Below are 25,560 nucleotides of genomic sequence, written 5' to 3' on the forward strand. Positions count from 1 at the left end.
GGGGCGGCCGGGGACGGGCCGGGGGCGTCGGGCGGTGCGGCGGGGGCAGGGACGGCGGGCGGTGCGGCGAGGGCGTCGGCCTGGTGGTAGCCCTGCGGGAGGGCGAGCCGGGCGGGCAGCGCGGAGCGGGCCGCCTCGGGCGGCGTACCGGCCCGCTCTCCGGGCCCCGCGGGCCACTCCGGCTGCGGCTGCGGCTCCTGATCCGACTGCGGCCCGTACGGCTCCGACTCCGACTCCGCCCGGTACGGCTCCTGCACTTGCCGGTCCTGCGCCTGCGGACCCTCCACGTCCGGGCCCTGCCGGTACGGCTCCACCCCGTACGGGCCCTCCCCGTACGGGCCCTGCCGGGGCTGCTCCTCCGGCTCCGACGGCTGCTCCTCCGGCTCCGACGGCTGCGGCTCCGGTTCGGCGGGGCGGCGGGGGGTGGCGCCGTGCCAGGGTGCCGGGGCGGCGGTGTCCGGACCGCCGTACGGGTACGCGTACTCCTGCGGGAGGTTGGCCCCGGTCGGCGGCAGTTGCGGAACCACCACCGGCCCGCGCTCGCCGCGGTCCCGCGCCACCTTGGCGGCGGCGGCCCGGGTCCCGGCCCGGTAGGCCGCGACGGTTCCGGCCCGGGCACTGGCTTCCGCGGCGGCCCGGTCCTCCGGGGGCCGCGCGGGCTCCGGGACGATGTGGTCGGAGTAGCGCGGCCCGGTGTCGTACCCGGGCGCCACGAGGGGCGCGTACACCGGCTCCTCGGCCGGGGGCGCGGCGGGCGGGGGGCCGGGGGCCGGCGGGGGCGGTAAGGGCGGCGGGGCTCCGCCCCATCCGGTACCGCTACCGGCGTCCCCGGCGTCCGGTTCCGGGTCGGGCGCCGGGACCGGGTCGTACCCGCACAGGGCCTCCTCGGCCGCGCCCGCCGCCAGACCCGTCAGGACGACCCGCCCGTCCTCGCATATCAGCACGGTCCGGACGGTGATGTTGCGGTGCGTCCAGCCGTGCGCGTGCAGCACGCGCAGCGCGGTCAGTACGTCGGAGGCCACTTCCGCCGCCCTGTAGGGACTCAGCGGTTCATCGGCGATCAGCGCGGCGAGCGTCCTGGCGGGGACGAGTTCGCTCACTATCCACAGCGACTCGCCCTCCGCGAACACGTCGAAGACCTGGTCGAGCCGGGGGTGGTCCGGTACGGAGGCGGCGGCCTGGGCGGCTGCGATCGCCCTGCGCACCGCGGGGAGTTCCCCGGCCTCTCCCGCCCGGGCAGGGGTCCCGTCGAGCAGCTCCGCATCGACGACCTCCGGCAACGGCACCTGGTGTACGAGGACTTCCTGGCCGCTGCGCGTGTCGAAGGCGCGGGTCTGTATCAGCTCGTACTCGTCGGAGGGCGGCAGCGGCAGGCGGTAGCGCTCGGCCAGGATCCGGCCCGCGTACTCCTCCACATCGCCTCCCCCGAGTGCGGGGGCACCTCCCGGCGGCAGCCGGACGAGGGGTCCCCCGTGGCCCCGCTCAACACGATACGTCGCCCGGGGCGCCCGCGTCCCGGGCTTGCGCGGCCCGTCAGCCCAACGACTGGAAGGTCTGGAACGCCGTGTTGCGCAGCTGGGTGCATTCCGGGCCGTCCCACTGGTCGGCGGCGCAGGTGATCATGATCGCGTAGCCGTGCTTCGCGTCCATCCGGAAGCCCCGGTCGAGGACCCGGACCTTGACCCCCTTCTGCTCCCGCTCGAACTCCCAGTCGGCGACGGTCGGATAGCCCCGGTAGTCCACCGTCTCCAGGCGTACGAGGTGGTAGCCCTTGCTGCTGCCGGCCACGCCGGGGGCTATCTCCAGCCAGGCGGCGCGGGCGTCGGAACCCGGACTGTCGGTGTAGTCGACCTGGATGCGGGGGAACCCGCCGTCGCGGCTGTAGATCGCACCGGAGTCCTGGCCCGCGGTGTCGGTCTGGTGGAAGCCCTCGGGCATCCCCATCGAGAAGTGGTACCGCTGGTCCGTCACCGTGCTGAACCCGGCCGGGAGGGCGCCGCCGGGGTTGCCGGAGCCGGCGCCCTGCCCCTGGCTGCTCTGCACCTGGCCGGTGTCCTGGCCCTGTCCCTGGGACTGCCCCTGGGACTGCCCCTGGCCGGGGTCGCCGCTCGGGGCGCCGCCGGACGCGGCCGGGCTCGGGCCCGCGGACGGGGAGGAACCGGCCGAGGCGGCGGGGGAGGCCGCGGGCGGGGCGGCGGGGGCCTGGCCGCCCGGGGACTTGGCCCCGGACGCGACGGGGGTGGGCCCGCCCTTGCCCTCGTTCTTGCGGCCGGAGTCCTTGTCTCCGCCGCTGAGGAGGTAGCCGATCAGCGTGCCGAGCACGGCCAGGACGACGACCACGCCGGCTATCGCGAGGACGATGGTGCGGCGCGACATCACGTCGGTGAGCGGCGCCTTCACCGGTGCGGGCCTGGCCGGCGGGGCAGCGGCAGCGGCGGCGGCCGCCTTGCGGGCCGACTTCAGCGCGGCGCGGGTGCGTTCGCGCTGTTCGCGGTCCCGCCGCTCGCGTTCCTTCTTCGCCGCCTTCTCGGCGGCCTTCTCCGCCTCGGCGTCCGCCTTGGTGAGGGATATCGGCCGGGTCTCCTCGACCGCCGGGACCGGCTCGGGCGCCGGCTCGGGCTCGGGGTCGGGGGCGTTGAGCACCGCCGTGAGCATCGCCCTGGCGGCGTCTTCGTCCAGCCGCCCGGCCGGGTCCTTGACCAGCAGCCCGTAGATGATCTCGGTCAGCGGACCGGCGTTCTTCGGCGGGTCCACCGGCTCGGTCATCACCGCGGTGAGGGTGGCGAGCGCGGAGCCCTTGTCGTACGGGGGCACGGCCTCCACGGCCGCGTACAGGAGTCCGCCGAGGGACCACATGTCGGCGGGCGGGCCGGGCTTCTGGCCGCGGGCGCGTTCGGGGGAGATGTAGGAGGGGGCGCCGACGAGCATGCCGGTGGAGGTGATCGAGGGGTCGCCCTCGACCTGTGCGATGCCGAAGTCGGTGAGCACGACGCGGCCGCTCGCGGCGATGAGCACGTTGGACGGCTTCACGTCGCGGTGCAGGATGCCCTGGCCGTGCGCGGCCCGGAGCACGTCGAGGACCGCGAGTCCGACCTCGGCGGCGCGGCGCGGGGTCAGGGGCCCGTTCTCCCGGATGAACTCGGCGAGGGAGGCACCCTCGACGAGCTCCATGACGATCCAGGGGCGGCCGTCCTCGTCGACGACGTCGAAGACGGTGACGGCACCCTCGCTGCGGATCCGCGCGATCGCCTTGGCCTCGCGGAGGGTACGGGTGATGAGGCGGCGCTTCTCGTCCTCGTCCACGCCGGTGCTGAAGCGGAGTTCCTTGACGGCGACGGTGCGTCCGAGGACCTCGTCCTCGGCCCGCCACACGGTGCCCATGCCGCCCTTGCCGAGCACGGCCCCGAGCCGGTACCGCCGCGCGAGCAGCCGCCCCCGGTCCTTGCCGTCGTCGGCCTTGGCGGCCTCCGAGCCCTCGTCAGCGGCCTTGCCCGCAGCTCCGGAAGCACCCGTGCCGGTGCCGTCGGCGGGGGCCGCGCCGGAGGTGGCCTTCGGACCCGCGGGCTTCGCCCCGCCGGGGGCAGCGCCCTTCGCGGCCACGGGCTCCGCGTCCGCCTTCGCGGACTGCGCACGGTCGTCGGAAGCATCGGCGGCGTCGGCGGCGGGCTCCTCGCCGACGGGGGCGTCCGCCTTCGCGCCGGCCGCCCCGGAGCCGGACTTCGCGAGGGAGGGCTTCACGGTGGAGGCCTTCGCAGCGTCCTCGGCATCCGCCGGCTCGGCATCGGCAGCGGACTCCGGCTCCGCCGCACCACCGGGGCCGGATCCGGCCTTGACGTCCGCCGCGGCGGAGGCGTCGTCAGCGGCGGGGGCGTCGTCAGCGGCGGGGGCGTCGTCCGCGGCGGACTTCGTTCCGTCAGCGGTGGTGCCCGGCGCGCGGGAAGCGGCCCGCCCGGCCGGATCGGCCCCGCCGTCGGCGGGATCCGCGGCCTCCCCGGGCCCGTCCGCCGCGACGGCTGCGGACTTCCCCGCGGCGGGCTTCCCCACGGCGGACTTCGCGGCAACGGAGTTCCCGGCAGCGGAGTTCCCGCCGGCGGAACGCGCCTTCGGCACCTTCACGGCCCCGGCGCCGGCGTCCCCGGACGCGGTCGCCGCGTCACCGTCCAGCTCCGCCGCAGGCGATTCGGTGTGCTCCGGCTTCGACATGCGTCCCCTCTGCGTTCGTGCAGCCTGCCCCGGCTGCCCCGGCAGCCGCCGGGGGGCACGGTAACCCACCCCGGCAGAAACCTCATTGTTGCTCACTCCGCATCGGACGGAAGCCCCGGGTCCGACGGTTCCCCCCGCCGTGTCGCGGAGTTACAACGGAACGATGTCCGGCGCCCCCAGCCGCGCCGCGTCCGCCGTCTGGTCGTCCGGCTGGCGCTGGGATTCGCGCTCCGCCTGGACCCTCTTCTCGTAGTGTTCGACCTCCTTCTCGATCTGCTGCTTGTCCCACCCCAGCACCGGAGCCATCAATTCCGCGCACTCGCGGGCCGATCGGGTCCCCCGGTCGAAGGTCTCGATCGAGATCCGGGTCCGGCGCGTCAGGACGTCGTCCAGGTGCCGGGCCCCCTCGTGCGAGGCGGCGTAGACGACCTCGGCCCGCAGGTAGTCGTCCGCCCCGGTCAGCGCCTCGCCCAGCGACGGGTCGGCCGCGATCAGTTCGAGGATCTCCTCCGTCAGGGATCCGTACCGGTTCAACAGGTGTTCCACCCGCACCACATGGAGCCCCGTTCGCGCCGCCGTCCCCGCGCGGGCGTTCCACAGGGCCCGGTACCCCTCGGCCCCCACCAGGGGGACGTCCTCCGTGACGCACTCCGCCACCCGCCGGTCGAGGCCGTGCACCGCCTCGTCGACCGCGTCCTTGGCCATCACCCGGTACGTCGTGTACTTGCCGCCGGCCACCACCACCAGCCCCGGCACCGGATGGGCCACGGTGTGCTCGCGCGAGAGCTTGCTCGTCGCGTCCGACTCCCCGGCCAGCAGCGGCCGCAGGCCCGCGTAGACCCCTTGGACGTCGTCCCGGGTCAGCGGCACCGCCAGCACCGAGTTCACGTGCTGCAGCAGGTAGTCGATGTCCGCGCTCGAAGCGGCCGGGTGGGCCTTGTCCAGATCCCAGTCGGTGTCGGTGGTGCCCACGATCCAGTGGCGGCCCCACGGAATGACGAACAGCACCGACTTCTCCGTCCGCAGGATCAGCCCGGTGCTCGAATGGATCCGGTCCTTCGGGACGACCAGGTGGATCCCCTTCGACGCCCGCACGTGGAACTGCCCGCGCTCCCCGATGAGCGCCTGGGTGTCGTCGGTCCACACCCCGGTCGCGTTGACCACCTGCTGGGCGCGGATCTCGTACTCCCCGCCGCCCTCCACGTCCCGGACCCGGACCCCCACCACCCGTTCGCCCTCGCGCAGGAAGCCGACCACCCTCGCCCGGTTGGCGCAGTGCGCCCCGTACGCGGCGGCCGTCCGCACCAGGGTCGCGACGTAGCGGGCGTCGTCCATCTGGGCGTCGTAGTACTGCAGGGCGCCCACCAGCGCGTCCTTGCGCAGGGCCGGCGCGACCCGCAGCGCCCTGCGGCGCGAGAGGTGCCGATGGGCGGGCAGGCCGCGCCCGTGCCCGCTGGAGAACGACATGGCGTCGTAGAGGGCCACGCCCGAACCGGCGTAGAAACGCTCCCAGGCCTTGTGCTGGAGCGGGTACAGGAACGGCACCGGCTTCACCAGGTGCGGGGCGAGGCGCTCCAGCAGCAGACCGCGCTCCTTCAGCGCCTCCCGTACGAGCGCGAAGTCGAGCATCTCCAGGTACCTGAGGCCGCCGTGGATGAGCTTGCTCGACCGGCTCGACGTGCCGGACGCCCAGTCCCGGGCCTCCACCAGACCCGTCGAGAGGCCCCGGGTGACCGCGTCCAGCGCCGTTCCGGCACCGACCACCCCCGCGCCGACGACCAGCACGTCCAGTTCCCGCTCGGCCATCCGGGCGAGCGCCTCCGCCCGCTGCGCCGGCCCCAGTGTCGCTGTCCTCACGGCTGCCTCCCGTTGGTGCGGGCCGAACCCGCTCGATGCGGGTGATCCCGCTCACATCTCCCGTTTCACGATTCTGACCGGCCGCACCGACATCGGCCACCGGCTGTGGACAACACAACGGCAGCCACCGCCCCACAATGCGACATATCTGTCATATATACGCCTAGTCTGACATTGCGCCAGCTCCCGGCGGCCTCCGGACCCGTCCGGACCCCCCGCCCCGGGACGCGCGCGCACCGCCCCCTCATGCCAGGGAAGGGAAGGGACGGCCCCCCATGCCCGCAGATCTCGCCGTCATCGGACTCGGCCACCTCGGCCTCCCCCTCGCCCAGGCGGCCGTCGCCGCCGGGATCGAGACCATCGGCTACGACAGCGGCCCCGCCACGGACAGCAGCCTCACCGCAGCCGAGATCCGCCGCATGTCGGCGGCCGGCTTCCGGGTCACCACCAACCCCGCCGACCTCGGCCGGGTCCGCACCGCCGTCGTCTGCGCCCCCACCCAGCTCGGCGCCGACCGGGCGCTGGACCTCTCCGCCGTCGGCGAGGCGGGCCGCGCGCTCGCCGCCCGGCTGCGCCCGCACACCACGGTGATCCTCGAATCCGCCGTCCACCCGGGCGTCACCGAGGACTACCTGCGCCCCATCCTGGAGAGCGGCTCCGGACTGCGCGCCGGGCGCGACTTCCACCTGGCCTACTCCCCCGCCCGCCACGACCCCGGCAACCGCACCCACGGCATCGCCAACACCCCCAAGGTCATCGGCGGCCTCACCCCCGCCTGCACCGAATCCGCGCACGCCTTCTACGCCCGCCTCACCGAGAAGGTGGTGCGCGCCCGCGGCCTGCGCGAGGCCGAGACGGTCCAGCTCCTGGAGACCAACTACCGGCACGTGAACATCGCCCTCATGAACGAGATGGCGGTCCTCTGCCACGACCTCGGCGTCGACCTCTGGGACGTCGTCCGGTGCGCCGAGACGAAGCCGTACGGGTTCCAGGCCTTCCGTCCGGGCCCGGGCGTCGGCGGACACGGCGTCCCCCTCGACCCCAACTACCTCCCGCACACCACCCGCACCCCCGGGCACCCGCTGCGCATGGTCGGCCTGGCGCAGGAGATCAACAACCGGATGCCGCAGTACGTCATCCAGCGCTCGGCCACCCTGCTGAACGAGCACGGCAAATCCGCCCGCGGCGCCCGCGTCCTGCTGCTCGGCGTCACCTACAAGCAGGACCTCGCCGACCAGGAGGGCTCCCCGGCCCGTGAGATCGCCAGCCGGCTGCTCGACCTCGGGGCCCAGGTCAGCTACCACGACCCGTACGTCGCGGGCTGGCGGGTGCGCGACCGGCCGGTGCCGCGCGCCGATTCGCTCTACGAGGCCGCCGCGAACGCCGACCTGACGATCCTGCTCCAGCACCACCGCACGTACGACCTCCAGGGGCTCGCGGTGAAGGCCCAGCTGCTCCTCGACACCCGGGGCGCCAGCCCGGCCGGGGCGGCCCACCGCCTCTGATCCGCGACCGGAAATTCCCCCGCCGGATGTCGGCGCCCCCTGCTAGCCTGCGGCGTCACTTATCTCGTACTTACGACTGACCACCGTACGTGCGTGCGTGCTTCCTGATCCCTGGGGGGGATTTCCGATGAGCCAGAACTTCCAGCCGCCCGCGCCCTCGTCCTACACCGAGGCCCCGGCTCCCGCGCCCGCCTACAGCAGCCCCGGCATCGGCGTTCTCGCCGCCGTCGTCGCGGCGGTCGTGGCCGCCGGGGTCTACGGCGGGATCATCGGCGGCACGAATCACCAGATCGGCTACGCGGCCGTGGGCGTCGGCGCCCTGGTCGGCTTCGCCGCGGGCAAGGCCGGCGGCCGCAGCCCCGCCCTGCCGGCCGTCGCCGCGCTGCTCGCACTGGCCGCCGTCTTCGCCGGCCAGATGTTCGGCATCGTCCTGATCTACGCCGACGAGCTCCAGGTCAGCGCCCTGGACATCCTCGGCCAGGGCACTTCCCCGCTCTTGGAGGTCTGGAAGGCCGAAGCGAACCCGCTGACGTTCCTCTTCCTCGCCCTCGGCGGGTACGCCGCGTTCCAGATCTCCCGCAAGACCGCCGCCTAGACCGTCCGGACGCCGTCGCCGCGGGCCGCTCCGGCGGCCCGCCGCTCGTCCGCGTCGGCCAGCCAGAAGTACAGCGGCGGCAGGCCGAGCTCCAGCGCCGCCAGCGGGATCTGGAACCAGTGCGGCCATCCGTGGACCGCCACGGACAGCACCCGCCCCACGCCGCCGAGCAGGAAGACCGCCGACAGCCACCGGACGGCACGCGCCGGGACCGGCGTACGGCGGGCGGTCTCGATCCAGGCCAGCCCGAACCCGACGAAGATCGCGTTGTAGAAGCGCTCCCGGCTGTCCACGGTCACCGCCGCCGGTCCCGCCCCCTCGGTGCCGGGCACCGAGACGATGCCCAGCACCAGGTGGTAGAGCCCGATCGCCACGCAGGCCACGCCCATGGCCCAGGCGAGCCCCTTCAGAAGTCCGTGCCTGCTCACGACCCCACCCCCGCTTAGTAGACACACGTCAACTTGGGGTGGAGCGTAGGAGCGTAGTAGACACGCGTCAAGTAACTTGGACGGATGACCACGCGCCGACGCCTCTCCCCCGACGACCGCCGCGCCCAGCTGCGCGCCGTCGGAGCCGCCCTCTTCGCCGCGAAGCCGTACGAGGACGTCCTCATGGAGGAGGTCGCCGAGCGGGCCGGGGTCTCCCGCGCCCTGCTCTACCGCTACTTCCCCGGCAAGCGGGAGCTGTTCGCCGCCGTCTACCGGGAGGCCTCGGACCGCCTCCTGTCCTCGACCGCGCTCGACCCGGACGTCCCCGCCTCCGCCTGGCTCCGGGCCGGACTCGACACGCACATCGACTACTTCGCCGCGAACCGCAACACCGTCCTCGCCGCCAACCGCACGCTCGCCGGCGACCCGGTGGTGCAGGCGATCATCGACGACGAACTGGCCGGCCTGCGCGCCCACCTGCTGACCGTCACCGCCCCGGCCGAGGAGCAGTACGCCATGGTCTCGGCCGTGGTCACGAGCTGGCTGGTCTTCGTCCGCGCGCTGTGCGTGGACTGGCTCCTCGCCGGCGCCTACTCCCGCACCGCACTGGCCGACATCTGCGTCGGAGCCCTCACCGGCGCCCTCGCGACCGTCCCCGGACTGCGTCCGCTGCCGGCCGCGGCGGCCGGCGCCCCCGCACCGGGGCACTGATCCGGCGTGCGTACGGTGCGACCCGGGACCGGGTCAGCGGCGGTGCTGCGAGTCCGCGACCGTGACCTCGACCCGCTGGAACTCCTTGAGCTCGCTGTAGCCGGTGGTGGCCATCGAACGGCGCAGGGCGCCGAAGATGTTCATCGAGCCGTCGGGGGTGTGCGAGGGACCGGTGAGGATCTCCTCGGTGGTGCCCACGGTGCCGAGGTCGACCTTCTTGCCGCGCGGCACGTCCTCGTGGACGGCCTCCATGCCCCAGTGGTTGCCCTTGCCGGGCGCGTCGGTGGCACGGGCCAGCGGGGAGCCCATCATCACGGCGTCGGCGCCGCAGGCGACGGCCTTCGGGATGTCGCCGGACCAGCCCACGCCGCCGTCGGCGATGACGTGCACGTAGCGGCCGCCGGACTCGTCCATGTAGTCGCGGCGGGCCGCGGCCACGTCCGCGACGGCGGTGGCCATCGGGACCTGGATGCCGAGCACGTTGCGGGTGGTGTGCGCGGCGCCGCCGCCGAAGCCGACCAGCACGCCCGCCGCGCCGGTGCGCATCAGGTGCAGGGCGGCCGTATAGGTGGCGCAGCCGCCCACGATGACGGGGACGTCGAGCTCGTAGATGAACTGCTTGAGGTTCAGCGGCTCGGCGGCGCCGGAGACGTGCTCCGCCGACACGGTGGTGCCGCGGATCACGAAGATGTCCACGCCCGCGTCGACGACGGCCTTGGAGAACTCGGCCGTGCGCTGCGGGGAGAGCGCCGCGGCGGTGACGACGCCGGAGTCGCGCACCTCCTTGATCCGCTGACGGATCAGGTCCGCCTGGATCGGCGCGGAGTAGATCTCCTGGAGACGGCGGGTCGCGGTCTCCTCGTCCAGCTCCGCGATCTCGTCGAGCAGCGGCTGCGGGTCCTCGTAGCGGGTCCACAGACCTTCGAGGTTCAGCACGCCGAGGCCGCCGAGCTCACCGATGCGGATCGCGGTCTGCGGGGAGACCACCGAGTCCATGGGGGCGGCCAGGAAGGGAAGCTCGAAGCGGTACGCGTCGATCTGCCAGGCGATCGAGACCTCCTTCGGGTCCCGCGTACGCCGGCTCGGGACGATGGCGATGTCGTCGAAGGCGTACGCCCGGCGGCCGCGCTTGCCGCGCCCGATCTCGATCTCAGTCACGTGTGGTGGCCTTTCCTCTGGGTCTGCCCGTCCAGTATCCCCGACGGGCGGAGCCTTGCGTTTCGGTGACCGCTGTACGGACGTACGCGCGCACGGCGAAGGGGCGGACCCGGCGCTCTTGCCGGGTCCGCCCCTCACCTCACGCGCTTCAGCCCTTGCGGCTGTAGTTCGGCGCCTCGACCGTCATCTGGATGTCGTGCGGGTGGCTCTCCTTGAGGCCCGCCGAGGTGATCCGGACGAAGCGGCCCCGGTCCTGGAGCTCGGGAACGGTGCGGCCGCCGACGTAGAACATCGACTGGCGCAGGCCCCCGACGAGCTGGTGCACGACCGCGGAGAGCGGGCCGCGGTAGGGGACCTGGCCCTCGATGCCCTCGGGGATCAGCTTGTCGTCACCGCCGACGCCCTCCTGGAAGTAGCGGTCCTTGGAGAAGGACTTCTGCTCCCCGCGGGACTGCATCGCGCCGAGCGAGCCCATGCCGCGGTACGACTTGAACTGCTTGCCGTTGATGAAGAGCAGCTCGCCCGGGGACTCCTCGCAGCCCGCGAGCAGCGAGCCGAGCATCACCGTGTCGGCGCCCGCGACCAGGGCCTTGGCGATGTCGCCGGAGTACTGCAGGCCGCCGTCGCCGATGACCGGGACGCCCGCGGCCTTGGCGGCCAGCGAGGCCTCGTAGATCGCGGTGACCTGCGGGACGCCGATGCCGGCGACGACGCGGGTGGTGCAGATGGAACCGGGGCCGACGCCGACCTTGATGCCGTCGCAGCCGGCGTCGATCAGCGCCTGCGCGCCGTCGCGGGTGGCGACGTTGCCGCCGATGACGTCCACGCCGGCGTTCGACTTGATCTTGGCGACCATGTCGCCGACCAGGCGGGAGTGGCCGTGGGCGGTGTCGACGACGATGAAGTCGGCGCCCGCCTCGATCAGCGCCTGGGCGCGCTCGTACGCGTCGCCCGCGACACCGACGGCCGCGCCGACGAGCAGCCGGCCGTCCTTGTCCTTGGCGGCGTTCGGGTACTTCTCGGCCTTGACGAAGTCCTTGACCGTGATCAGGCCCTTGAGGATGCCCGCCTCGTCGACCAGCGGAAGCTTCTCGATCTTGTGGCGGCGCAGCAGCTCCATGGCGTCCACGCCGGAGATGCCGACCTTGCCCGTGACCAGCGGCATCGGGGTCATGACCTCGCGCACCTGGCGGCTGCGGTCCGACTCGAAGGCCATGTCGCGGTTGGTGACGATGCCGAGGAGCTTGCCGGCGGGGTCGGTCACCGGGACGCCGGAGATGCGGAACTTCGCGCACAGCTCGTCGGCCTCGCGCAGCGTCGCGTCCGGGTGCACCGTGATCGGGTCGGTGACCATGCCGGACTCGGAGCGCTTGACCAGGTCGACCTGGTTGGCCTGGTCGGCGATGGAGAGGTTGCGGTGCAGCACGCCGACGCCGCCCTGACGGGCCATCGCGATGGCCATGCGGGCCTCGGTGACCTTGTCCATGGCGGCGGACAGCAGCGGAACGTTCACTCGGACGTTGCGCGAGATGAGGGAGGAGGTGTCGATCGCGTCAGGCGCCATGTCCGACGCGCCCGGCAGCAGCAGCACGTCGTCGTAGGTCAGTCCGAGCGTGGCGAACTTGTCGGGTACTCCGGTCGAACCGCTGTCGGTCATGACACCTTCCCAAATGGTCTTGCTCAGCGCGGATGTCCATGCTAACGGGATCCCGACGCGTCTCATTCCACGACCAAGGTCAAGCAGAAGATTCGTCGTTTCCTACGAGGGATCGCACGGCGGGACCGCGCGGCCCGTCACTGTTCCGCGAGCGCCCGCAGGCGGCTCAGCGCCCGGTGCTGCGCGACCCGCACCGCACCCGGGGACATCCCGAGCATCTGGCCGGTCTCCTCCGCGGTCAGGCCGACGGCCACCCGCAGCACCAGCAGCTCGCGCTGGTTCTCCGGCAGATTGGCCAGCAGCTTCTTGGCCCAGGCCGCGTCACTGCTGAGCAGCGCCCGCTCCTCGGGGCCCAGCGAGTCGTCGGGCCGTTCCGGCATCTCGTCGGACGGCACGGCCGTGCTCCCCGGGTGCCGCATGGCGGCCCGCTGCAGGTCGGCGACCTTGTGCGCGGCGATGGCGAAGACGAAGGCCTCGAAGGGCCGGCCGGTGTCCCGGTAACGCGGCAGCGCCATCAGGACGGCGACACAGACCTCCTGCGCCAGGTCCTCCACGAAGTGACGGGCGTCACCGGGGAGCCGCGAGAGCCGGGTGCGGCAGTAGCGGATGGCCAGGGGGTGCACGAAGGCGAGCAGATCGTGCGTGGCCTGCTCGTCGCCCTCCACCGCACGGCGTACGAGCGCGCTGACGGCCCCGGCTCCGCCGCCCTTGGCGGCGCCGGTGGGTGCTGTGGCCGCGGGGGATCCCGGGGCCTCGTCGTCGCGCATCAATCCATGGTGCCTTGGCGCCGGAGCATTCGCGGCACCGCGGTCCGTGTTGTGCATCGAAGCGTTATGAGCGGGTGCGCCGGAACCCATCATGTGCGCCCTCCCCTCCGCTCGGCCCGAATCGTCGCCCCCGGGGACCCGGGGACTCGACTTCTCCAAGAATGCGGCACACCACCAAGGATGCGGCATCGCGCCCGAAGCGACACGTCCCCCGGATTGTGCACTGCCAATCCCCGGCGGGCCACCGGGTACGACGCAACGTACGGCGGTGTCCGCGCGGCGCCGCCGACGGGGCGGCGGGCGCCTCCCCGCGGGTGCCGGGGCGCGTGCCGCCCCGTCCGCCGACGGCGGACGGGACCGCTCGGGACGGCCGGCCGGGGATCCCGCAGGTCAGCGGACGAGACCCCAGCGGAAGCCGAGCGCCACGGCGTGCGCCCGGTCCGAGGCGCCGAGCTTCTTGAACAGCCTGCGGGCGTGGGTCTTGACCGTGTCCTCGGAGAGGAAGAGCTCGCGCCCGATCTCCGCGTTGGAACGGCCGTGGCTCATGCCCTCCAGCACCTGGATCTCGCGCGCGGTGAGCGTGGGCGCGGCGCCCATCTCGGCCGAGCGCAGCCGGCGCGGAGCCAGTCGCCAGGTCGGGTCGGCGAGAGCCTGGGTGACCGTGGCCCGCAGTTCGGCGCGCGAGGCGTCCTTGTGCAGGTAGCCGCGGGCACCGGCGGCGACCGCGAGGGCCACCCCGTCCAGGTCCTCGGCGACCGTCAGCATGATGATGCGGGCGCCCGGGTCGGCGGACAGGAGCCGGCGGACCGTCTCGACACCGCCCAGCCCCGGCATCCGTACATCCATCAGAATCAGGTCGGAACGGTCGGCACCCCAGCGGCGGAGGACTTCCTCGCCGTTGGCAGCCGTCGTCACACGCTCGACGCCGGGCACGGTGGCAACCGCGCGACGGAGCGCCTCTCGGGCAAGCGGGGAGTCGTCGCAGACGAGGACGGAAGTCATGACCGCCCTCCGCAGCTGCTGATGCGCGTCACCTTGAGCCTCCAGGCTGGTACGTATCGTCACCTGTGCGATCGACGCTCTCGGACACCTGTCCGGGAACTTCTCGGTTCAACCGCACTCGCTCTCTCAACGATGGTCACTCGAAAGAGTTACGGGTCGGACGGACACCTTCGGCACTCTACGTGAGGACGCGATCACGACGCCGGAGCCACGAGCGAGCTGTCCTCCATCTGGAGCTATGCCCTATTTGGCGGCTTTCCTTCCGTTTGGCATGTGTCTGAGGCTAGATTCCCAATGAGTCATATTTACATCTACTACGACAGTAGGTGTGGAGACATGGACCTATCCGCCTCAGTACCGGCACCAAGAGGGACTACCCATGGCAGATTTCTCCCGCCTCCCCGGACCGAACGCCGACCTCTGGGACTGGCAGCTGCTGGCTGCCTGCCGCGGGGTCGACAGCTCCCTGTTCTTCCACCCGGAGGGCGAGCGGGGCGCGGCCAGGAGTGCGCGCGAGGCCTCGGCTAAAGAGGTCTGCATGAGATGCCCGGTGCGTTCGGAATGCGCCGCGCACGCACTGGCCGTCCGCGAGCCCTACGGGGTGTGGGGCGGCCTCACCGAGGACGAACGCGAGGAGCTGATGGGCCGCGCGCGGCACCGCCTGATCCCCGCGTCGAGCACGATCGGCCCCATCGCCCCCCACTGACCGCCGAGCGGCGGCAGAGACCACCGAAGGAACGTTTCGGCTGACCTCCCGCCCTCCCCGGCGCAGCGCCGGACGGGGCGGGGGTCAGCGCGCGGCGGCCCGCACCAGTTCACCCAGGGTCGCCGCCACCGCGGGTACGCGCGCCAGGTCGGGCAGCGTCAGCGCCACGACCTCCCGCTCCACCGCCGGCTCCACGGCCAGGGTGCTCACGCCCTTGGCCCGTACGGACTCCACCGCCAGCTCCGGCAGCACCGCGACCCCGAGCCCCGCCCCGACCAGCCCGACCACGGCGGGGTAGTCGTCGGTGGCGAAGTCGATGCGCGGGGTGAAGCCCGCGCCCTCGCACACCTCCACCAGATGGCGGCGGCAGCGCGGACAGCCCGCGATCCAGGGCTCCTCGGCCAGCTCCGCCATGCCCACCCGCTCGGCGCCGGCCAGCCGGTGCCCCTCGGGAACCAGCCCGACGAGCCGGTCGGTGAGCAGCGGTGTGACCACCAGGTCCTCCCACTCGGCCGCCGCCCCCGCCGTCCCGCCCCCGTAGCGGAAGGCCAGGGCCAGGTCGCAGTCGCCCTCGCGCAGCATCTCCACCGACCGCGGCGGCTCCGCCTCGACCAGCGAGATGCGGGTGCCGGGGTGCGCGGCGCGCATGGCCGCGAGCGCGGTCGGCACCAGGGTGGAGCTCCCGCTCGGGAAGGAGACGAGCCGGACCCGCCCGGCGCGCAGCCCGGCGATGGCCGCGACCTCCTCCTCGGCCGCGGTCAGCCCGGCCAGGATCCCGGCCGCGTGGCGCACCAGGGCCTCGCCGGCCTGGGTCAGCCGCATCTCGCGGCCCGTGCGGATCAGCAGCGGGGTGCCGGCCGACTGTTCGAGGGCCTTCATCTGCTGGGAGACGGCGGGCTGGGTGCAGCCGAGCTCGCGGGCGGCGGCGGAGAAGGACCCGGTCCCGGCGACAGCGCGCAGGACCCGGAGATGGCGTGCCTCAATCACGGTTCGAGCATAAGCCCGACTTTGACCGTGGCGCCATTGTCCGGCCTGACCCTTTGAGCTCGGGGCCGCTTCCGGTGACACCGCGGAGCCGGAAGATCACGAGTGTGCACGCACCCGCCCGCACAGGCGCCCAGGCCGTACGGGGCGGCTAGGTTGCGCACATGACGACTGCGTTGATTACGGGATCCACGGCGGGCATCGGCGCCGCCTTCGCCCGCCGGCTGGCCACCCAGGGGCACAACCTCGTACTGGTGGCCCGCGACACCAAGCGGCTGGCCGAGCAGGCCACCGAGCTGCACGACCGGCACGGCATCGAGGCGGAGGTGCTGACCGCGGACCTCTCCACGGAGCGGGGCATCGCGGCGGTCGAGACCCGTCTGGGGGACCGTACGCACCCCGTGGACCTGCTGGTCAACAACGCCGGGTTCGGCAACAAGGGCCGCTACCTCGACGTCTCGATGGCCGACGAGCTGGCCATGATCAAGGTGCACGTCGAGGCGGTGCTGCGGCTGACCTCGGCGGCGACCGGGTCGATGCGCTCGCGCGGGCGCGGCGGGGTGGTGAACGTGGCCTCGGTGGCGGCCTTCGTACCGCGCGGCACCTACGGCGCGAGCAAGGCGTGGGTCGTGCAGTTCACCCAGGGGGCGGCACGGGACCTCGCGGGTTCGGGCGTGCGGCTGATGGCCCTGTGCCCGGGGTTCGTGCGGACCGAGTTCCACCAGCGGGCGGGCATGGGGACGGACAACATCCCGGGCTGGCTGTGGCTGGACGCCGACAAGCTGGTGGCGGCGGCCCTGGCGGACCTGGCGCGCGGCAAGACCGTGTCGATCCCCGACCCGCGGTACAAGGCGCTGATGGGAGTGGTGAAGCTGACGCCGCGCGGGATCCTGGGCGGCGTGTCCTCCCGCACCGGGCGCAAGTACGGCCCCCAGTAACCGGTGTGACTCACAGGTAAGCGTACCAAGTGGGTTGAATTTCCCTAAACTGGACGTGTCCCATCCACCGCAGGAGGCGACGCGATGACATTCGTACAGGTGATCGATTACGAGACGAAGCGGTTCGACGAGATGAACGCGCTCATCGACCGCTACGCGGAACAGACCAGCGGCAGGCGCACGGTCACCCACACCATGATCGGCCGGGACCGCGACGCGCAGACGCACTACGTGGACCTCGTCGAATTCCCCTCCTACGAGGAGGCCATGAGGAACTCTCACCTCCCGGAGACCGACCGGATGTTCCAGGAGATGGTGGCTCTCTGCGAGGGAATGCCGAAGTTCATGAACCTCGACGTCGTCCGGGACGAGTACCTCAACAAGCTGGTCGCGAACCGGGTCTTCGACGAGATCGCCGTGAAGGGCGACTTCGACGTCATCGAGGAGTGCGTCGCGGCCGGCTACGTCACGCACGACATGATGGACACGGAGGGCCGCGGCAACGGCCGGGACGGGATGCGGCGGACCATCGGCATGTGGCGGGACGCGTTCGACTTCACGTTCGACAAGACGCGCCAGGTCGCCGAAGGGGACTGCGTCACCACGCTGTGGAACTGGAAGGGCACCCACAAGGGCGAGTTCATGGGGGTCGCGCCGACCGGCAAGGAAGTCAGCATGTCGGGATGCATGACCTGCCGGATCGAGAACGGCCAGATCGCGGAGGACTGGTGGTACTACGACGCCCCCGGTCTGATGCGGCAGCTGGGCATGATGCCCGGCTGACCGGACACCCGGATGCGCGGACGTTCGGATGCCCGGACGTTCCGGCGTTCGGATGCCCCGATGCGCGGGAGGCGCGGGAGGCGCGGGAGGCGCGGGAGGCGCGGGAGGCGCGGGAGGCGCGGGAGGCGCGGGAGGCGCGGGAGGCGTCGACGGCACGGAAACGCAAGAGGCCCTGGTCACCCCCGCTCGGCAGCGGTGACCAGGGCCTTCTCACGCGTCAGACGGCGTCAGCCTCAGTGGCTGTGACCGTGACCGTGGCCGGCGTCGGCCTCTTCCTCGGCCGGCTTCTCGACGACCAGGGTCTCGGTCGTGAGCAGCAGGGAGGCGATGGACGCGGCGTTCTCCAGCGCGGAGCGGGTGACCTTGACCGGGTCGATGACGCCGGCCTTGACCAGGTCGCCGTACTCGCCGGTGGCGGCGTTGAAGCCCTGGCCCTTGTCGAGCTCGGCGACCTTGGAGGTGATGACGTAACCCTCCAGGCCGGCGTTCTCGGCGATCCAGCGCAGCGGCTCGACCGCGGCGCGGCGCACGACGGAGACGCCGGTGCCCTCGTCGCCGGTCAGGCCGAGGTTCCCTTCGAGGATCTTGACGGCGTGGACGAGCGCGGAGCCACCGCCGGAGACGATGCCCTCCTCGACCGCGGCACGGGTCGCCGAGATGGCGTCCTCAAGGCGGTGCTTCTTCTCCTTGAGCTCCACCTCGGTGGCGGCGCCGACCTTGATGACGCAGACGCCGCCGGCGAGCTTCGCCAGGCGCTCCTGCAGCTTCTCGCGGTCCCAGTCGGAGTCCGTGGACTCGATCTCGGCCTTGATCTGGTTGACGCGGCCCGCGACGTCAGCGGAGTTGCCGCCACCGTCGACGATGGTCGTGTCGTCCTTGGAGATGGTCACGCGGCGCGCGGAACCGAGGACGTCCAGACCGGCCTGGTCGAGCTTGAGGCCGACCTCCTCGGCGATGACGGTGGCACCGGTGAGGGTGGCCATGTCCTGCAGCATCGCCTTGCGGCGGTCGCCGAAGCCGGGGGCCTTGACGGCGACCGCGTTGAAGGTGCCGCGGATCTTGTTGACGACGAGGGTGGAGAGCGCCTCGCCCTCGACGTCCTCGGCGATGATCAGCAGCGGGCGGGAGCCGCCGGCCTGGATGACCTTCTCCAGCAGCGGCAGGAGGTCCTGGATCGAGGAGACCTTGCCCTGGTTGATCAGGATGTACGGGTCGTCGAGGACGGCCTCCATACGCTCCTGGTCGGTCACCATGTACGGGGAGAGGTAGCCCTTGTCGAAGGCCATGCCCTCGGTGAACTCCAGCTCCAGGCCGAAGGCGTTGGACTCCTCGACGGTGATGACACCGTCCTTGCCGACCTTGTCCATCGCCTCGGCGATGAGCTCGCCGACCTGCTGGTCCTGCGCGGAGAGCGCGGCCACGGCGGCGATGTCGGACTTGTCCTCGATCGGGCGGGCGGTCGCGAGGAGCTCCTCGGACACGGCCTTGACCGCGGCGTCGATGCCCTTCTTCAGGGCGGCCGGGGAGGCGCCGGCGGCGACGTTGCGCAGACCCTCGCGGACCAGCGCCTGGGCCAGCACGGTGGCGGTGGTGGTGCCGTCACCCGCGATGTCGTTGGTCTTGGTCGCCACCTCCTTCACGAGCTGGGCGCCCAGGTTCTCGTACGGGTCGTCCAGCTCGACCTCGCGGGCGATGGTGACACCGTCGTTGGTGATGGTGGGGGCGCCGAACTTCTTGTCGATGACGACGTTGCGGCCCTTGGGGCCGATCGTCACCTTGACCGTGTCGGCAAGCTTGTTGACACCGCGCTCAAGGGCGCGACGGGCGTCCTCGTCAAACTTAAGAATCTTCGGCATGGGAGCGGTCAGCCCTCTCGTTGCGATCCCCGGCCGCTCACCGCGACCGCCTGGCTAGAACGAACTACGCCCCTCGCCGCCCGGCATCAGCAGGGGTGACCAGGGGCGTAGCTCAAGGCAAAACTGGTGAAGCGAATTACTTCTCGACGATCGCGAGCACGTCGCGGGCCGAGAGGACGAGGTACTCCTCGCCGTTGTACTTCACTTCGGTGCCGCCGTACTTGGAGTACAGGACGACGTCGCCGACGCTGACGTCCAGCGGGAGACGCTGGCCGTCCTCGAAGCGGCCCGGGCCCACGGCAAGGACGACGCCCTCCTGGGGCTTCTCCTTCGCGGTGTCCGGGATGACCAGGCCGGAGGCCGTGGTCTGCTCGGCGTCGAGCGGCTGGACCACGATGCGGTCCTCAAGCGGCTTGATGGCAACCTTGGAGCTGGTGGTCGTCACGATCCGACCTCCCCCTTCGGAGATCCGGGGTTAACTGTCTGAGGTGGCGACCAGGTCGATCCGTCGTCGCGGGTGCCGGATCTGCCTGTCGCTGTGTTGGCACTCACCAGGGGCGAGTGCCAGACGCGAGACTATTCCGGCGATTAGCACTCGGTCAAGCGGAGTGCCAATCCAGCTCGCGCGGCGTCGTCATCCGGCCGCCCCTTGGCCGAGAACCCGAAGGCACGTACGACGTACCCGTGGGTACGCCTGGGTATCCGTACTCAGGCGGCGGCACCGGCCCGCGGACGAGACTGCCCCCATGACGAGACCGACGCACGGCGAACGCGCACGCACCGGATCCGACTGGGCCGCGGACATCACGACCGCCCTGCTGCTGACCCTGCTGGAGGCCGCGGCCATCGCCGTCGGCCTCTACCTGGCGGTCGTCGCCACCTGGGACGCCCAGGGCACCGGGGGCGACGACAGTACGGTCCTGGTCCTGCTGCTCGGCGGACTCGTCCTGGCCGCCGTGGCCGCCGGGGTCGTCTCGGGCCGCGCCTTCCGCCGCCGCGCGCCCGTCACCGGATGCGTCCAGGCACTGGTGTGCGCGGCCCTGCTCGCGGGCACCGCGGGCGTGGCCTACCAGTCCCGCGACCGGCTGCGGTCCGATCCGTCCGCGCCCGCGTCCCCGTACCGGGGCACGTACGGCCAGTGTTTCAGCGGCGGCGACGACCACGAGTGTCCGGCCGGTTGACGCGGCCGGTGTGTGAGAGTGGAAGCCGTGCGCATCCTCGTGGTCGAAGACGAAGAGAACCTGGCCGAGTCCCTCCGCCAGGGCCTGTCCGCCGACGGCCACCGCGTGGAGGTCGCCCACGACGGCCACCGGGGCCTGGAACTGGCCCTCACCGGCGGCCCGTACGACGCCGTGCTCCTGGACCTGATGCTCCCCGGCCTCGGCGGCGCCGAGATCTGCGCCCGGATGCGCGCCCACGGCGTCCCCACCCCCGTCCTGATGCTGACCGCCAAGGACGGCGAGCACGACGAGGCCGAGGGCCTCGACGCGGGCGCCGACGACTACCTCACCAAACCCTTCTCCTTCGTCGTCCTCGGCGCCCGGCTGCGCGCCCTCGCCCGCCGCGCCGCCGCCCCCGAACCCACCGTGCTGCGCGCCGGAGACCTGGTCCTCGACCCGCAGGACCGCCGCTGCCGCCGCGGCGCGCACGACATCGAACTCACCGCGCGCGAGCTCGGCGTCCTCGCCTGCCTGATGGAACGCCCCGGCCGGGCCGTCGCCAAACAGGACATCCTCGACGAGGTCTGGGACGCCCCCCACGACATCGACCCGAACATCGTCGAGGTCTACGTCTCCTCCCTGCGCAAGAAGATCGACGCCCCCTTCGGCCGCCGCTCCATCCTCACCGTCCACGGCACCGGCTACCGGATGGCCCCCGACGGTGGTTAGCAGCGTCCGCGCGCGGGCCGCCCTGGGAGCCGCCCTCGCGATGGCAGCCGTCCTGGCCGGCGGCGGACTGTGGCTGTACACCCTCATGCGCGCCAACCTCCTCGACAACACCACCGGCCGCACCGAGCTCGCCGCGCGCAAGGTCGCCGCCCAGCTCGACACCCGCAGCCGCCCGCCCGGCGGGCGGCTGCCCGCGCCGGAGAGCGGCGTGGACCTGGTCCTCGTACGGGACGCGGCCGGGCGGACGGTCGCCACCAGCGGGGGCCCGCAGGACGTCCCCGGCCTCGCCGCCCTGCGCCCCGCGCCGGGCCAGGACTCCCGCTCCGTCGTGCTCGCCCCCGCGAGCCCCGGCGCGGAACGGCGGGTGGCCGTCGTCGTCCAGGCCCCCGGCACCGGCGGCGGTCCGCACACCCCCTACACCGTCTACGCGATGACCGTGCTCAGCGACGTCGACGACGCCACCCGCGCCATCGCCCTCGGGCTGCTCGCCGGCGCGCCCCCGCTGATCGCCTTCGCGGCGGCCCTGGCCTGGTGGGTCACCGGGCAGGCGCTACGGCCCGTCACCGCGATCCGTACGGAACTCGCCGCCGTCACCGCCAGCGAGCTGGACCGGCGCGTCCCCGACCCGGGCGGCGCCGACGAGATCGCCCGGCTGGCCCGGACCGTCAACGACACCCTCGACCGGCTGGAACGCTCCGACGCCCGCCAGCGCCAGTTCACCGCCGACGCCTCGCACGAGCTGCGCAACCCCCTGGCCGCCGTCCGCGCCCGGCTGGAAGTCGCCCTCGCCCGGCCGCGTCCCGACCGGGAGTCGGTGGCCGCCGCGCTGGCCGACACCGAACGGCTCCAGCGGATCGCCGCCGACCTGCTGCTGCTGGCCCGCCTCGACGGCGGACCCGCGCCGCGCCCCGAGCCCGTCGACCTCGCGCTGCTCGCCGCCGAGGACGCGGCCCGGCGGCCCGCGCCCCGGGTGCCGGTGCGGCTGACCACGCCCGCGCCCGTACCGGCGTACGGGGATCCGGCGCGGCTGGAGCGGGCCCTGGCCAACCTGGTGGACAACGCCCTGCGGTACGCCCGCTCCGGGGTCCTGGTCCGGGCCGTCGCCGAGGACGGCTGGGCGGTGCTGGAGGTCACGGACGACGGTCCGGGCATTCCGGAGGCGGACCGGGACCGGGTCTTCGAGCGGTTCGTACGCCTCGACGCGGACCGGGGGCGGGCCGGCGGCGGGACCGGGCTGGGCCTGGCCATCGCCCGGGAGATCGCGCGGGCCCACGGAGGCGACGTCCGCGCGCTGCCGGCCCGGGAGGGGGCCAGGGGCGCCCGGCTGGAGCTGCGCGTGCCCACGCGGCGCCCCGGCTGAAAACCGCTGCCGGGCGCGGCACGCCCGGGGCGGGGCGGGATGCCGGGGCGGGATGCCGGGACGGAGTGCCGGGACGGAGTGCCGGGGCGGGCGCTCAGGATTCCTTCAGCGGCCCTGCATCAGCATCGACAGCCATGAGCGCGCATCGAAGGAAGACCAGCCGCCGCCGGCCCCGGCCCCGGCGGATCGGGCGCACGCTGCTGATCACGGGCTGCGCGCTGACGGTGATGGCGGGCGGCACGGCCTGGTACCTCTACCGGGACCTCGCGTCGAGCATCGGCAGCTCCAAGGCGCTGGAGGGTGCCGAGAAATCGGCGCACGGGGACGTGAACATCCTGCTCATAGGCCTGGACAGCCGCCGCGACCAGAACGGCGACCCCCTGCCCGAGGCGGTCCTCGACCAGCTGCACGCGGGCAGTTCCGACATCGGCGGCTACAACGCCAACACCATGATCCTGCTGCACGTGCCGGGGGACGGCGGCCGGGCGAAGGCCTTCTCGATACCGCGGGACGACTTCGTGGACATCTCCGGCGTGCCCGGCCACGGGAAGGACAAGATCAAGAAGGCGTACGGGCTGGCGAAGGCCGCGAAGGAGGACCAGCTGTCGGCGCAGGGGGTGAACGACCGGCGGAAGCTGGAGCAGGAGGGGCGCGAGGCGGGCCGCCGGGCCCAGATCGACACGGTGCGCAGCTTCCTGGGCGTCCCGGTCGACCACTTCGCCGAGCTGAACCTGGCCGGTTTCTACCACCTGGCCGACGCGCTGGGCGGCGTACCGGTGTGCCTGAAGAAGCCGGTGAAGGACAAGTACTCGGGCGCCGACTTCCCGGCGGGCCGCCAGACCCTCAACGGCAAGGAGTCCCTGGCCTTCGTACGGCAGCGGCACGGGCTGGAGATGGGCGACCTGGACCGGACGAAGCGGCAGCAGGCGTTCCTGGCGGGCGCGACGCAGAAGCTGAACTCGGCCGGAACCTTCACGGACCCGGCGAAGCTGATCAAGCTGATCGATACCGCGAAACAGGACGTCGTGACGGACGCGGGCTGGGATCTGCTGGCCTTCGTGAAGCAGGCGAAGAACCTGTCCGGGGGAAAAGTGCAATTTACGACACTCCCCGTGGAGGGGTTCGGAAGGAACCATGGGGAGGACATCAACGTCGTAGATGATATGAAGATAAAGCGCCTCATTGCAGAGCAGATCGGTCCCCAGGCCACTGCGACCCCGCATGCACCGGGCGCCGCCTCCTCACCCTCTTCCCCGCCCTCACCCTCCTCCTCTTCCGATGCATCACCGCCGGCACCCCCTTCCCCCGGGGAACAGCCCGACACCATCGACGGCGGCGGCATACCGTGCGTGGACTGAGGCCCCAGACGGTGTCGGGTGCGCGCCGCCGCACCGAGGCACTGCTCCTGCTCCTCGTCATCGGCATCGCCGTCTTCGGCCACGTGAGCGCCGGACTGGCGATGAACGGGGAGCTGCCGCAACAGCTCGTCGGCTTCGTCATCAGCCTGACGCTGCTCTCCCTGGTGGGACACCTGGGCATCCGCCGGTTCGCGCCGTACGCCGACCCGCTGATCTTCCCGCTCGCCATGCTGCTGACCGGGCTCGGCCTGGTGCTGATCCACCGCCTCGACCAGGGGTACATCGAGCGGTACGGCTCCGACGCGAACGCGCCGGGCCAGCTGATGTGGACGGTGGTCGGGGTCGCCACCTGCATCCTGGTGGTGGCGCTGCTGCGCGACCACCGGCTGCTCCAGCGGTTCATCTACATCACGATGGCCGTCGCACTGGTACTGCTGATCGCACCGGCGTTCTTCGGCGCGGACACGTACGGCGCGAAACGCTGGATCATCCTCTTCGGCTTCTCGCTCCAGCCCGGCGAGTTCGTGAAGATCATGATCGCGATCTTCTTCGCGGGCTACCTGGTCATCCACCGGGATTCCCTGGCCCTGACGGGCCGGAAGTTCCTGGGCATGCGACTGCCCCCGATGCGGCAGCTCGGCCCGATCGTCACGGTGTGGGTCCTGTCCATGCTCGTCCTCGTCTTCGAGCGCGACCTGGGCACCTCGCTGATCTTCTTCGGCGTCTTCGTGGTGATGCTCTACGTGGCCACCGAGCGCACCAGCTGGATCGTGTGCGGTCTGTTCATGGCGGCGGTGGGCGCCTTCGCGGTGGGGGCGACCGAGCCGCACGTGAAGGCCCGCGTGGCGGCGTGGCTCAACCCGCTCTCCTACTACTGGAAGGACCGCCCGCCGGGCGTCACCTCCGACCAGTCGGCGCAGGCGCTGTTCAGCTTCGGCACCGGCGGCATCTCGGGCACCGGCCTGGGGATGGGCCACCCCGAGCTGATCAAGTTCGCGGGCCGCAGCGACTTCATCCTGACGACGGTCGGCGAGGAACTGGGCCTGGCCGGGGTCATGGCCGTCCTGATCCTCTACGCCCTCCTCGTGCAGCGGGGCCTGCGGATGGCTCTGGCCGCGCGGGACCCGTTCGGCAAGCTGCTGGCGGTCGGCCTGGCCTCGGCGCTGGCGCTCCAGGTCTTCGTGGTGGCGGGCGGCGTCACGGGGCTGATCCCCCTGACGGGCAAGGCCCTGCCCTTCCTGGCGAAGGGCGGCTCCTCCCTCCTGGCCAACTGGATCATGATCGCCCTCCTCCTCCGCATCAGCGACAGCGCGGAACGCCAACGCGAGGCGGACGCCCTCGGCCCGGCGGAAACGACGATCACCCCGGTGGTGGTGGCGGGGCGGTGAGGGGCGGGGTCGCGGGGCGGGCCCGCTTTCCCCCCTCACCCCCTCCACCGCCCCGGCGCCTGCCCACCCGCCTCCCGGGCGCGGGGCGGTGGCACTTCGCCGTCGCGCAGACGGCGGGACCACAAGGGCGAGCGGCAACCAGCTGCCCCCCTCACCCCGGCGGAGCAGGGACCCGGCCGGGGTCCCGGGGCGGCGGGACCCCGGCCGGCCCGGATCAGAGCAGAGCCGGGGGCTTCCCGCCAGTCTCACTGTCCTTCCGCGTCGGGCCGGCCCGTCAAGGGCGCTCCCTTCGGTCGCGTCGCTTCGCGATGCAATGCCGCGTAGTTAAGCGGTGTTGGGGGTTGTCGAGCGGGTTGCTGGTGGAGGGGTGAGGGAGTAGGCCGCGGTTCCTGTCCGGTGGAGGAAGCCGAGCCTG

General features: G+C 72.5%; 22 protein-coding genes. 11 read left to right on the forward strand and 11 right to left on the reverse strand.

Annotation, left to right across the window (positions count from 1 at the left end; genetic code table 11):
• The 3 genes from ACEPPI_RS32365 to ACEPPI_RS32375 all read right to left on the reverse strand — a co-directional run.
• Positions 1-1,415, reverse strand: a 1,415-nt coding sequence (locus ACEPPI_RS32365; RefSeq protein WP_373918822.1) for a protein kinase, incomplete at its 3' end; no start/stop codon positions are given.
• Between the two features lie 118 nt (positions 1,416-1,533).
• Positions 1,534-4,203 (reverse strand): protein kinase, encoded by a 2,670-nt coding sequence (locus ACEPPI_RS32370; RefSeq protein ID WP_373918823.1) that lies wholly within the window; start codon positions 4,201-4,203, stop codon positions 1,534-1,536.
• Positions 4,204-4,353: 150 nt separating this feature from the next.
• On the reverse strand, positions 4,354-6,060 hold the full coding sequence (locus ACEPPI_RS32375) for a glycerol-3-phosphate dehydrogenase/oxidase (RefSeq protein WP_373918824.1): 1,707 nt from the start codon (positions 6,058-6,060) through the stop codon (positions 4,354-4,356).
• Between the two features lie 275 nt (positions 6,061-6,335).
• Between ACEPPI_RS32375 and ACEPPI_RS32380 the strand changes: the two genes are divergently transcribed.
• On the forward strand, positions 6,336-7,565 hold the full coding sequence (locus ACEPPI_RS32380) for a nucleotide sugar dehydrogenase (RefSeq protein WP_373918825.1): 1,230 nt from the start codon (positions 6,336-6,338) through the stop codon (positions 7,563-7,565).
• A gap of 127 nt (positions 7,566-7,692) precedes the next feature.
• Entirely contained in the window at positions 7,693-8,160 is a 468-nt protein-coding gene (locus ACEPPI_RS32385) for a hypothetical protein (protein ID WP_373918826.1), read from the forward strand.
• Here ACEPPI_RS32385 and ACEPPI_RS32390 read toward each other — a convergent pair.
• Positions 8,157-8,588 (reverse strand): DUF4345 domain-containing protein, encoded by a 432-nt coding sequence (locus ACEPPI_RS32390; RefSeq protein WP_373918827.1) that lies wholly within the window; start codon positions 8,586-8,588, stop codon positions 8,157-8,159. The two genes, ACEPPI_RS32385 and ACEPPI_RS32390, sit on opposite strands and share 4 nt — an antisense overlap.
• An 84-nt stretch (positions 8,589-8,672) precedes the next feature.
• Between ACEPPI_RS32390 and ACEPPI_RS32395 the strand changes: the two genes are divergently transcribed.
• Positions 8,673-9,299 (forward strand): TetR/AcrR family transcriptional regulator, encoded by a 627-nt coding sequence (locus ACEPPI_RS32395; protein WP_373918828.1) that lies wholly within the window; start codon positions 8,673-8,675, stop codon positions 9,297-9,299.
• Positions 9,300-9,332: 33 nt separating this feature from the next.
• Here ACEPPI_RS32395 and ACEPPI_RS32400 read toward each other — a convergent pair whose 3' ends face one another.
• The 4 genes from ACEPPI_RS32400 to ACEPPI_RS32415 all read right to left on the reverse strand — a co-directional run bounded on the left by ACEPPI_RS32400 (position 9,333) and on the right by ACEPPI_RS32415 (position 13,883).
• Complete coding sequence (locus ACEPPI_RS32400) at positions 9,333-10,457, reverse strand: GuaB3 family IMP dehydrogenase-related protein (protein ID WP_285535322.1); 1,125 nt, start codon at positions 10,455-10,457, stop codon at positions 9,333-9,335.
• Positions 10,458-10,605: 148 nt separating this feature from the next.
• Positions 10,606-12,114: an IMP dehydrogenase gene (gene guaB, locus ACEPPI_RS32405; RefSeq protein ID WP_373918829.1), complete on the reverse strand. Its 1,509-nt coding sequence runs from the start codon at positions 12,112-12,114 to the stop codon at positions 10,606-10,608.
• A 137-nt stretch (positions 12,115-12,251) separates the two neighbouring features.
• Positions 12,252-12,881: a sigma-70 family RNA polymerase sigma factor gene (locus tag ACEPPI_RS32410; protein ID WP_373918830.1), complete on the reverse strand. Its 630-nt coding sequence runs from the start codon at positions 12,879-12,881 to the stop codon at positions 12,252-12,254.
• A gap of 390 nt (positions 12,882-13,271) precedes the next feature.
• The gene (locus tag ACEPPI_RS32415) at positions 13,272-13,883 is read right to left on the reverse strand and encodes a response regulator transcription factor (RefSeq protein ID WP_003948568.1); all 612 of its coding nucleotides are present in this window, start codon (positions 13,881-13,883) and stop codon (positions 13,272-13,274) included.
• Between the two features lie 379 nt (positions 13,884-14,262).
• Here ACEPPI_RS32415 and ACEPPI_RS32420 point away from each other — a divergent pair, with 379 nt between their 5' ends.
• The gene (locus ACEPPI_RS32420; RefSeq protein ID WP_030230767.1) at positions 14,263-14,589 is read left to right on the forward strand and encodes a WhiB family transcriptional regulator; all 327 of its coding nucleotides are present in this window, start codon (positions 14,263-14,265) and stop codon (positions 14,587-14,589) included.
• A gap of 84 nt (positions 14,590-14,673) precedes the next feature.
• Here ACEPPI_RS32420 and ACEPPI_RS32425 read toward each other — a convergent pair whose 3' ends face one another.
• Positions 14,674-15,576, reverse strand: a complete 903-nt coding sequence (locus ACEPPI_RS32425) for a LysR family transcriptional regulator (RefSeq protein ID WP_373918831.1) — start codon at positions 15,574-15,576, stop codon at positions 14,674-14,676.
• Positions 15,577-15,737: 161 nt separating this feature from the next.
• Between ACEPPI_RS32425 and ACEPPI_RS32430 the strand changes: the two genes are divergently transcribed.
• Together ACEPPI_RS32430 and ACEPPI_RS32435 are read left to right on the forward strand one after the other, a co-directional pair.
• Positions 15,738-16,511, forward strand: coding sequence for an SDR family NAD(P)-dependent oxidoreductase (locus ACEPPI_RS32430; protein WP_371677093.1), 774 nt, complete (start codon positions 15,738-15,740; stop codon positions 16,509-16,511).
• An 84-nt stretch (positions 16,512-16,595) separates the two neighbouring features.
• The gene (locus ACEPPI_RS32435; protein ID WP_373918832.1) at positions 16,596-17,294 is read left to right on the forward strand and encodes an ester cyclase; all 699 of its coding nucleotides are present in this window, start codon (positions 16,596-16,598) and stop codon (positions 17,292-17,294) included.
• A gap of 233 nt (positions 17,295-17,527) precedes the next feature.
• Here the strand turns inward: ACEPPI_RS32435 and groL are convergent, their stop codons facing one another.
• Both groL and groES read right to left on the reverse strand, forming a co-directional pair.
• Positions 17,528-19,150: a chaperonin GroEL gene (gene groL / locus ACEPPI_RS32440; RefSeq protein WP_373918833.1), complete on the reverse strand. Its 1,623-nt coding sequence runs from the start codon at positions 19,148-19,150 to the stop codon at positions 17,528-17,530.
• 136 nt (positions 19,151-19,286) lie between these two features.
• Positions 19,287-19,595: a co-chaperone GroES gene (groES, locus tag ACEPPI_RS32445; protein ID WP_283455899.1), complete on the reverse strand. Its 309-nt coding sequence runs from the start codon at positions 19,593-19,595 to the stop codon at positions 19,287-19,289.
• 301 nt (positions 19,596-19,896) lie between these two features.
• On the opposite strand from groES, the gene ACEPPI_RS32450 reads away from it, so the two are divergent.
• The 5 genes from ACEPPI_RS32450 (at position 19,897) to ACEPPI_RS32470 (ending at position 25,145) form a co-directional block, all read left to right on the forward strand.
• Positions 19,897-20,331 (forward strand): DUF6234 family protein, encoded by a 435-nt coding sequence (locus tag ACEPPI_RS32450; RefSeq protein ID WP_373918834.1) that lies wholly within the window; start codon positions 19,897-19,899, stop codon positions 20,329-20,331.
• 27 nt (positions 20,332-20,358) lie between these two features.
• Entirely contained in the window at positions 20,359-21,039 is a 681-nt protein-coding gene (locus tag ACEPPI_RS32455; RefSeq protein ID WP_373918835.1) for a response regulator transcription factor, read from the forward strand.
• Positions 21,032-22,399 (forward strand): sensor histidine kinase, encoded by a 1,368-nt coding sequence (locus ACEPPI_RS32460; RefSeq protein ID WP_373918836.1) that lies wholly within the window; start codon positions 21,032-21,034, stop codon positions 22,397-22,399. The genes ACEPPI_RS32455 and ACEPPI_RS32460 overlap by 8 nt, the downstream gene beginning before the upstream one ends.
• A 134-nt stretch (positions 22,400-22,533) precedes the next feature.
• Positions 22,534-23,757 carry an LCP family protein gene (locus tag ACEPPI_RS32465; RefSeq protein WP_373918837.1) on the forward strand — a complete coding sequence of 408 codons (1,224 nt, stop codon included), beginning with the start codon at positions 22,534-22,536 and terminating at the stop codon, positions 23,755-23,757.
• Positions 23,745-25,145, forward strand: coding sequence for an FtsW/RodA/SpoVE family cell cycle protein (locus ACEPPI_RS32470; protein WP_373918838.1), 1,401 nt, complete (start codon positions 23,745-23,747; stop codon positions 25,143-25,145). Before ACEPPI_RS32465 ends, ACEPPI_RS32470 begins: the two co-directional genes overlap by 13 nt.
• The last annotated feature ends 415 nt before the right edge of the window (positions 25,146-25,560 follow it).

The organism is Streptomyces sp. AB3(2024) (genome assembly GCF_041862025.1).
Taxonomy (GTDB): Bacteria; Actinomycetota; Actinomycetes; order Streptomycetales; family Streptomycetaceae; genus Streptomyces.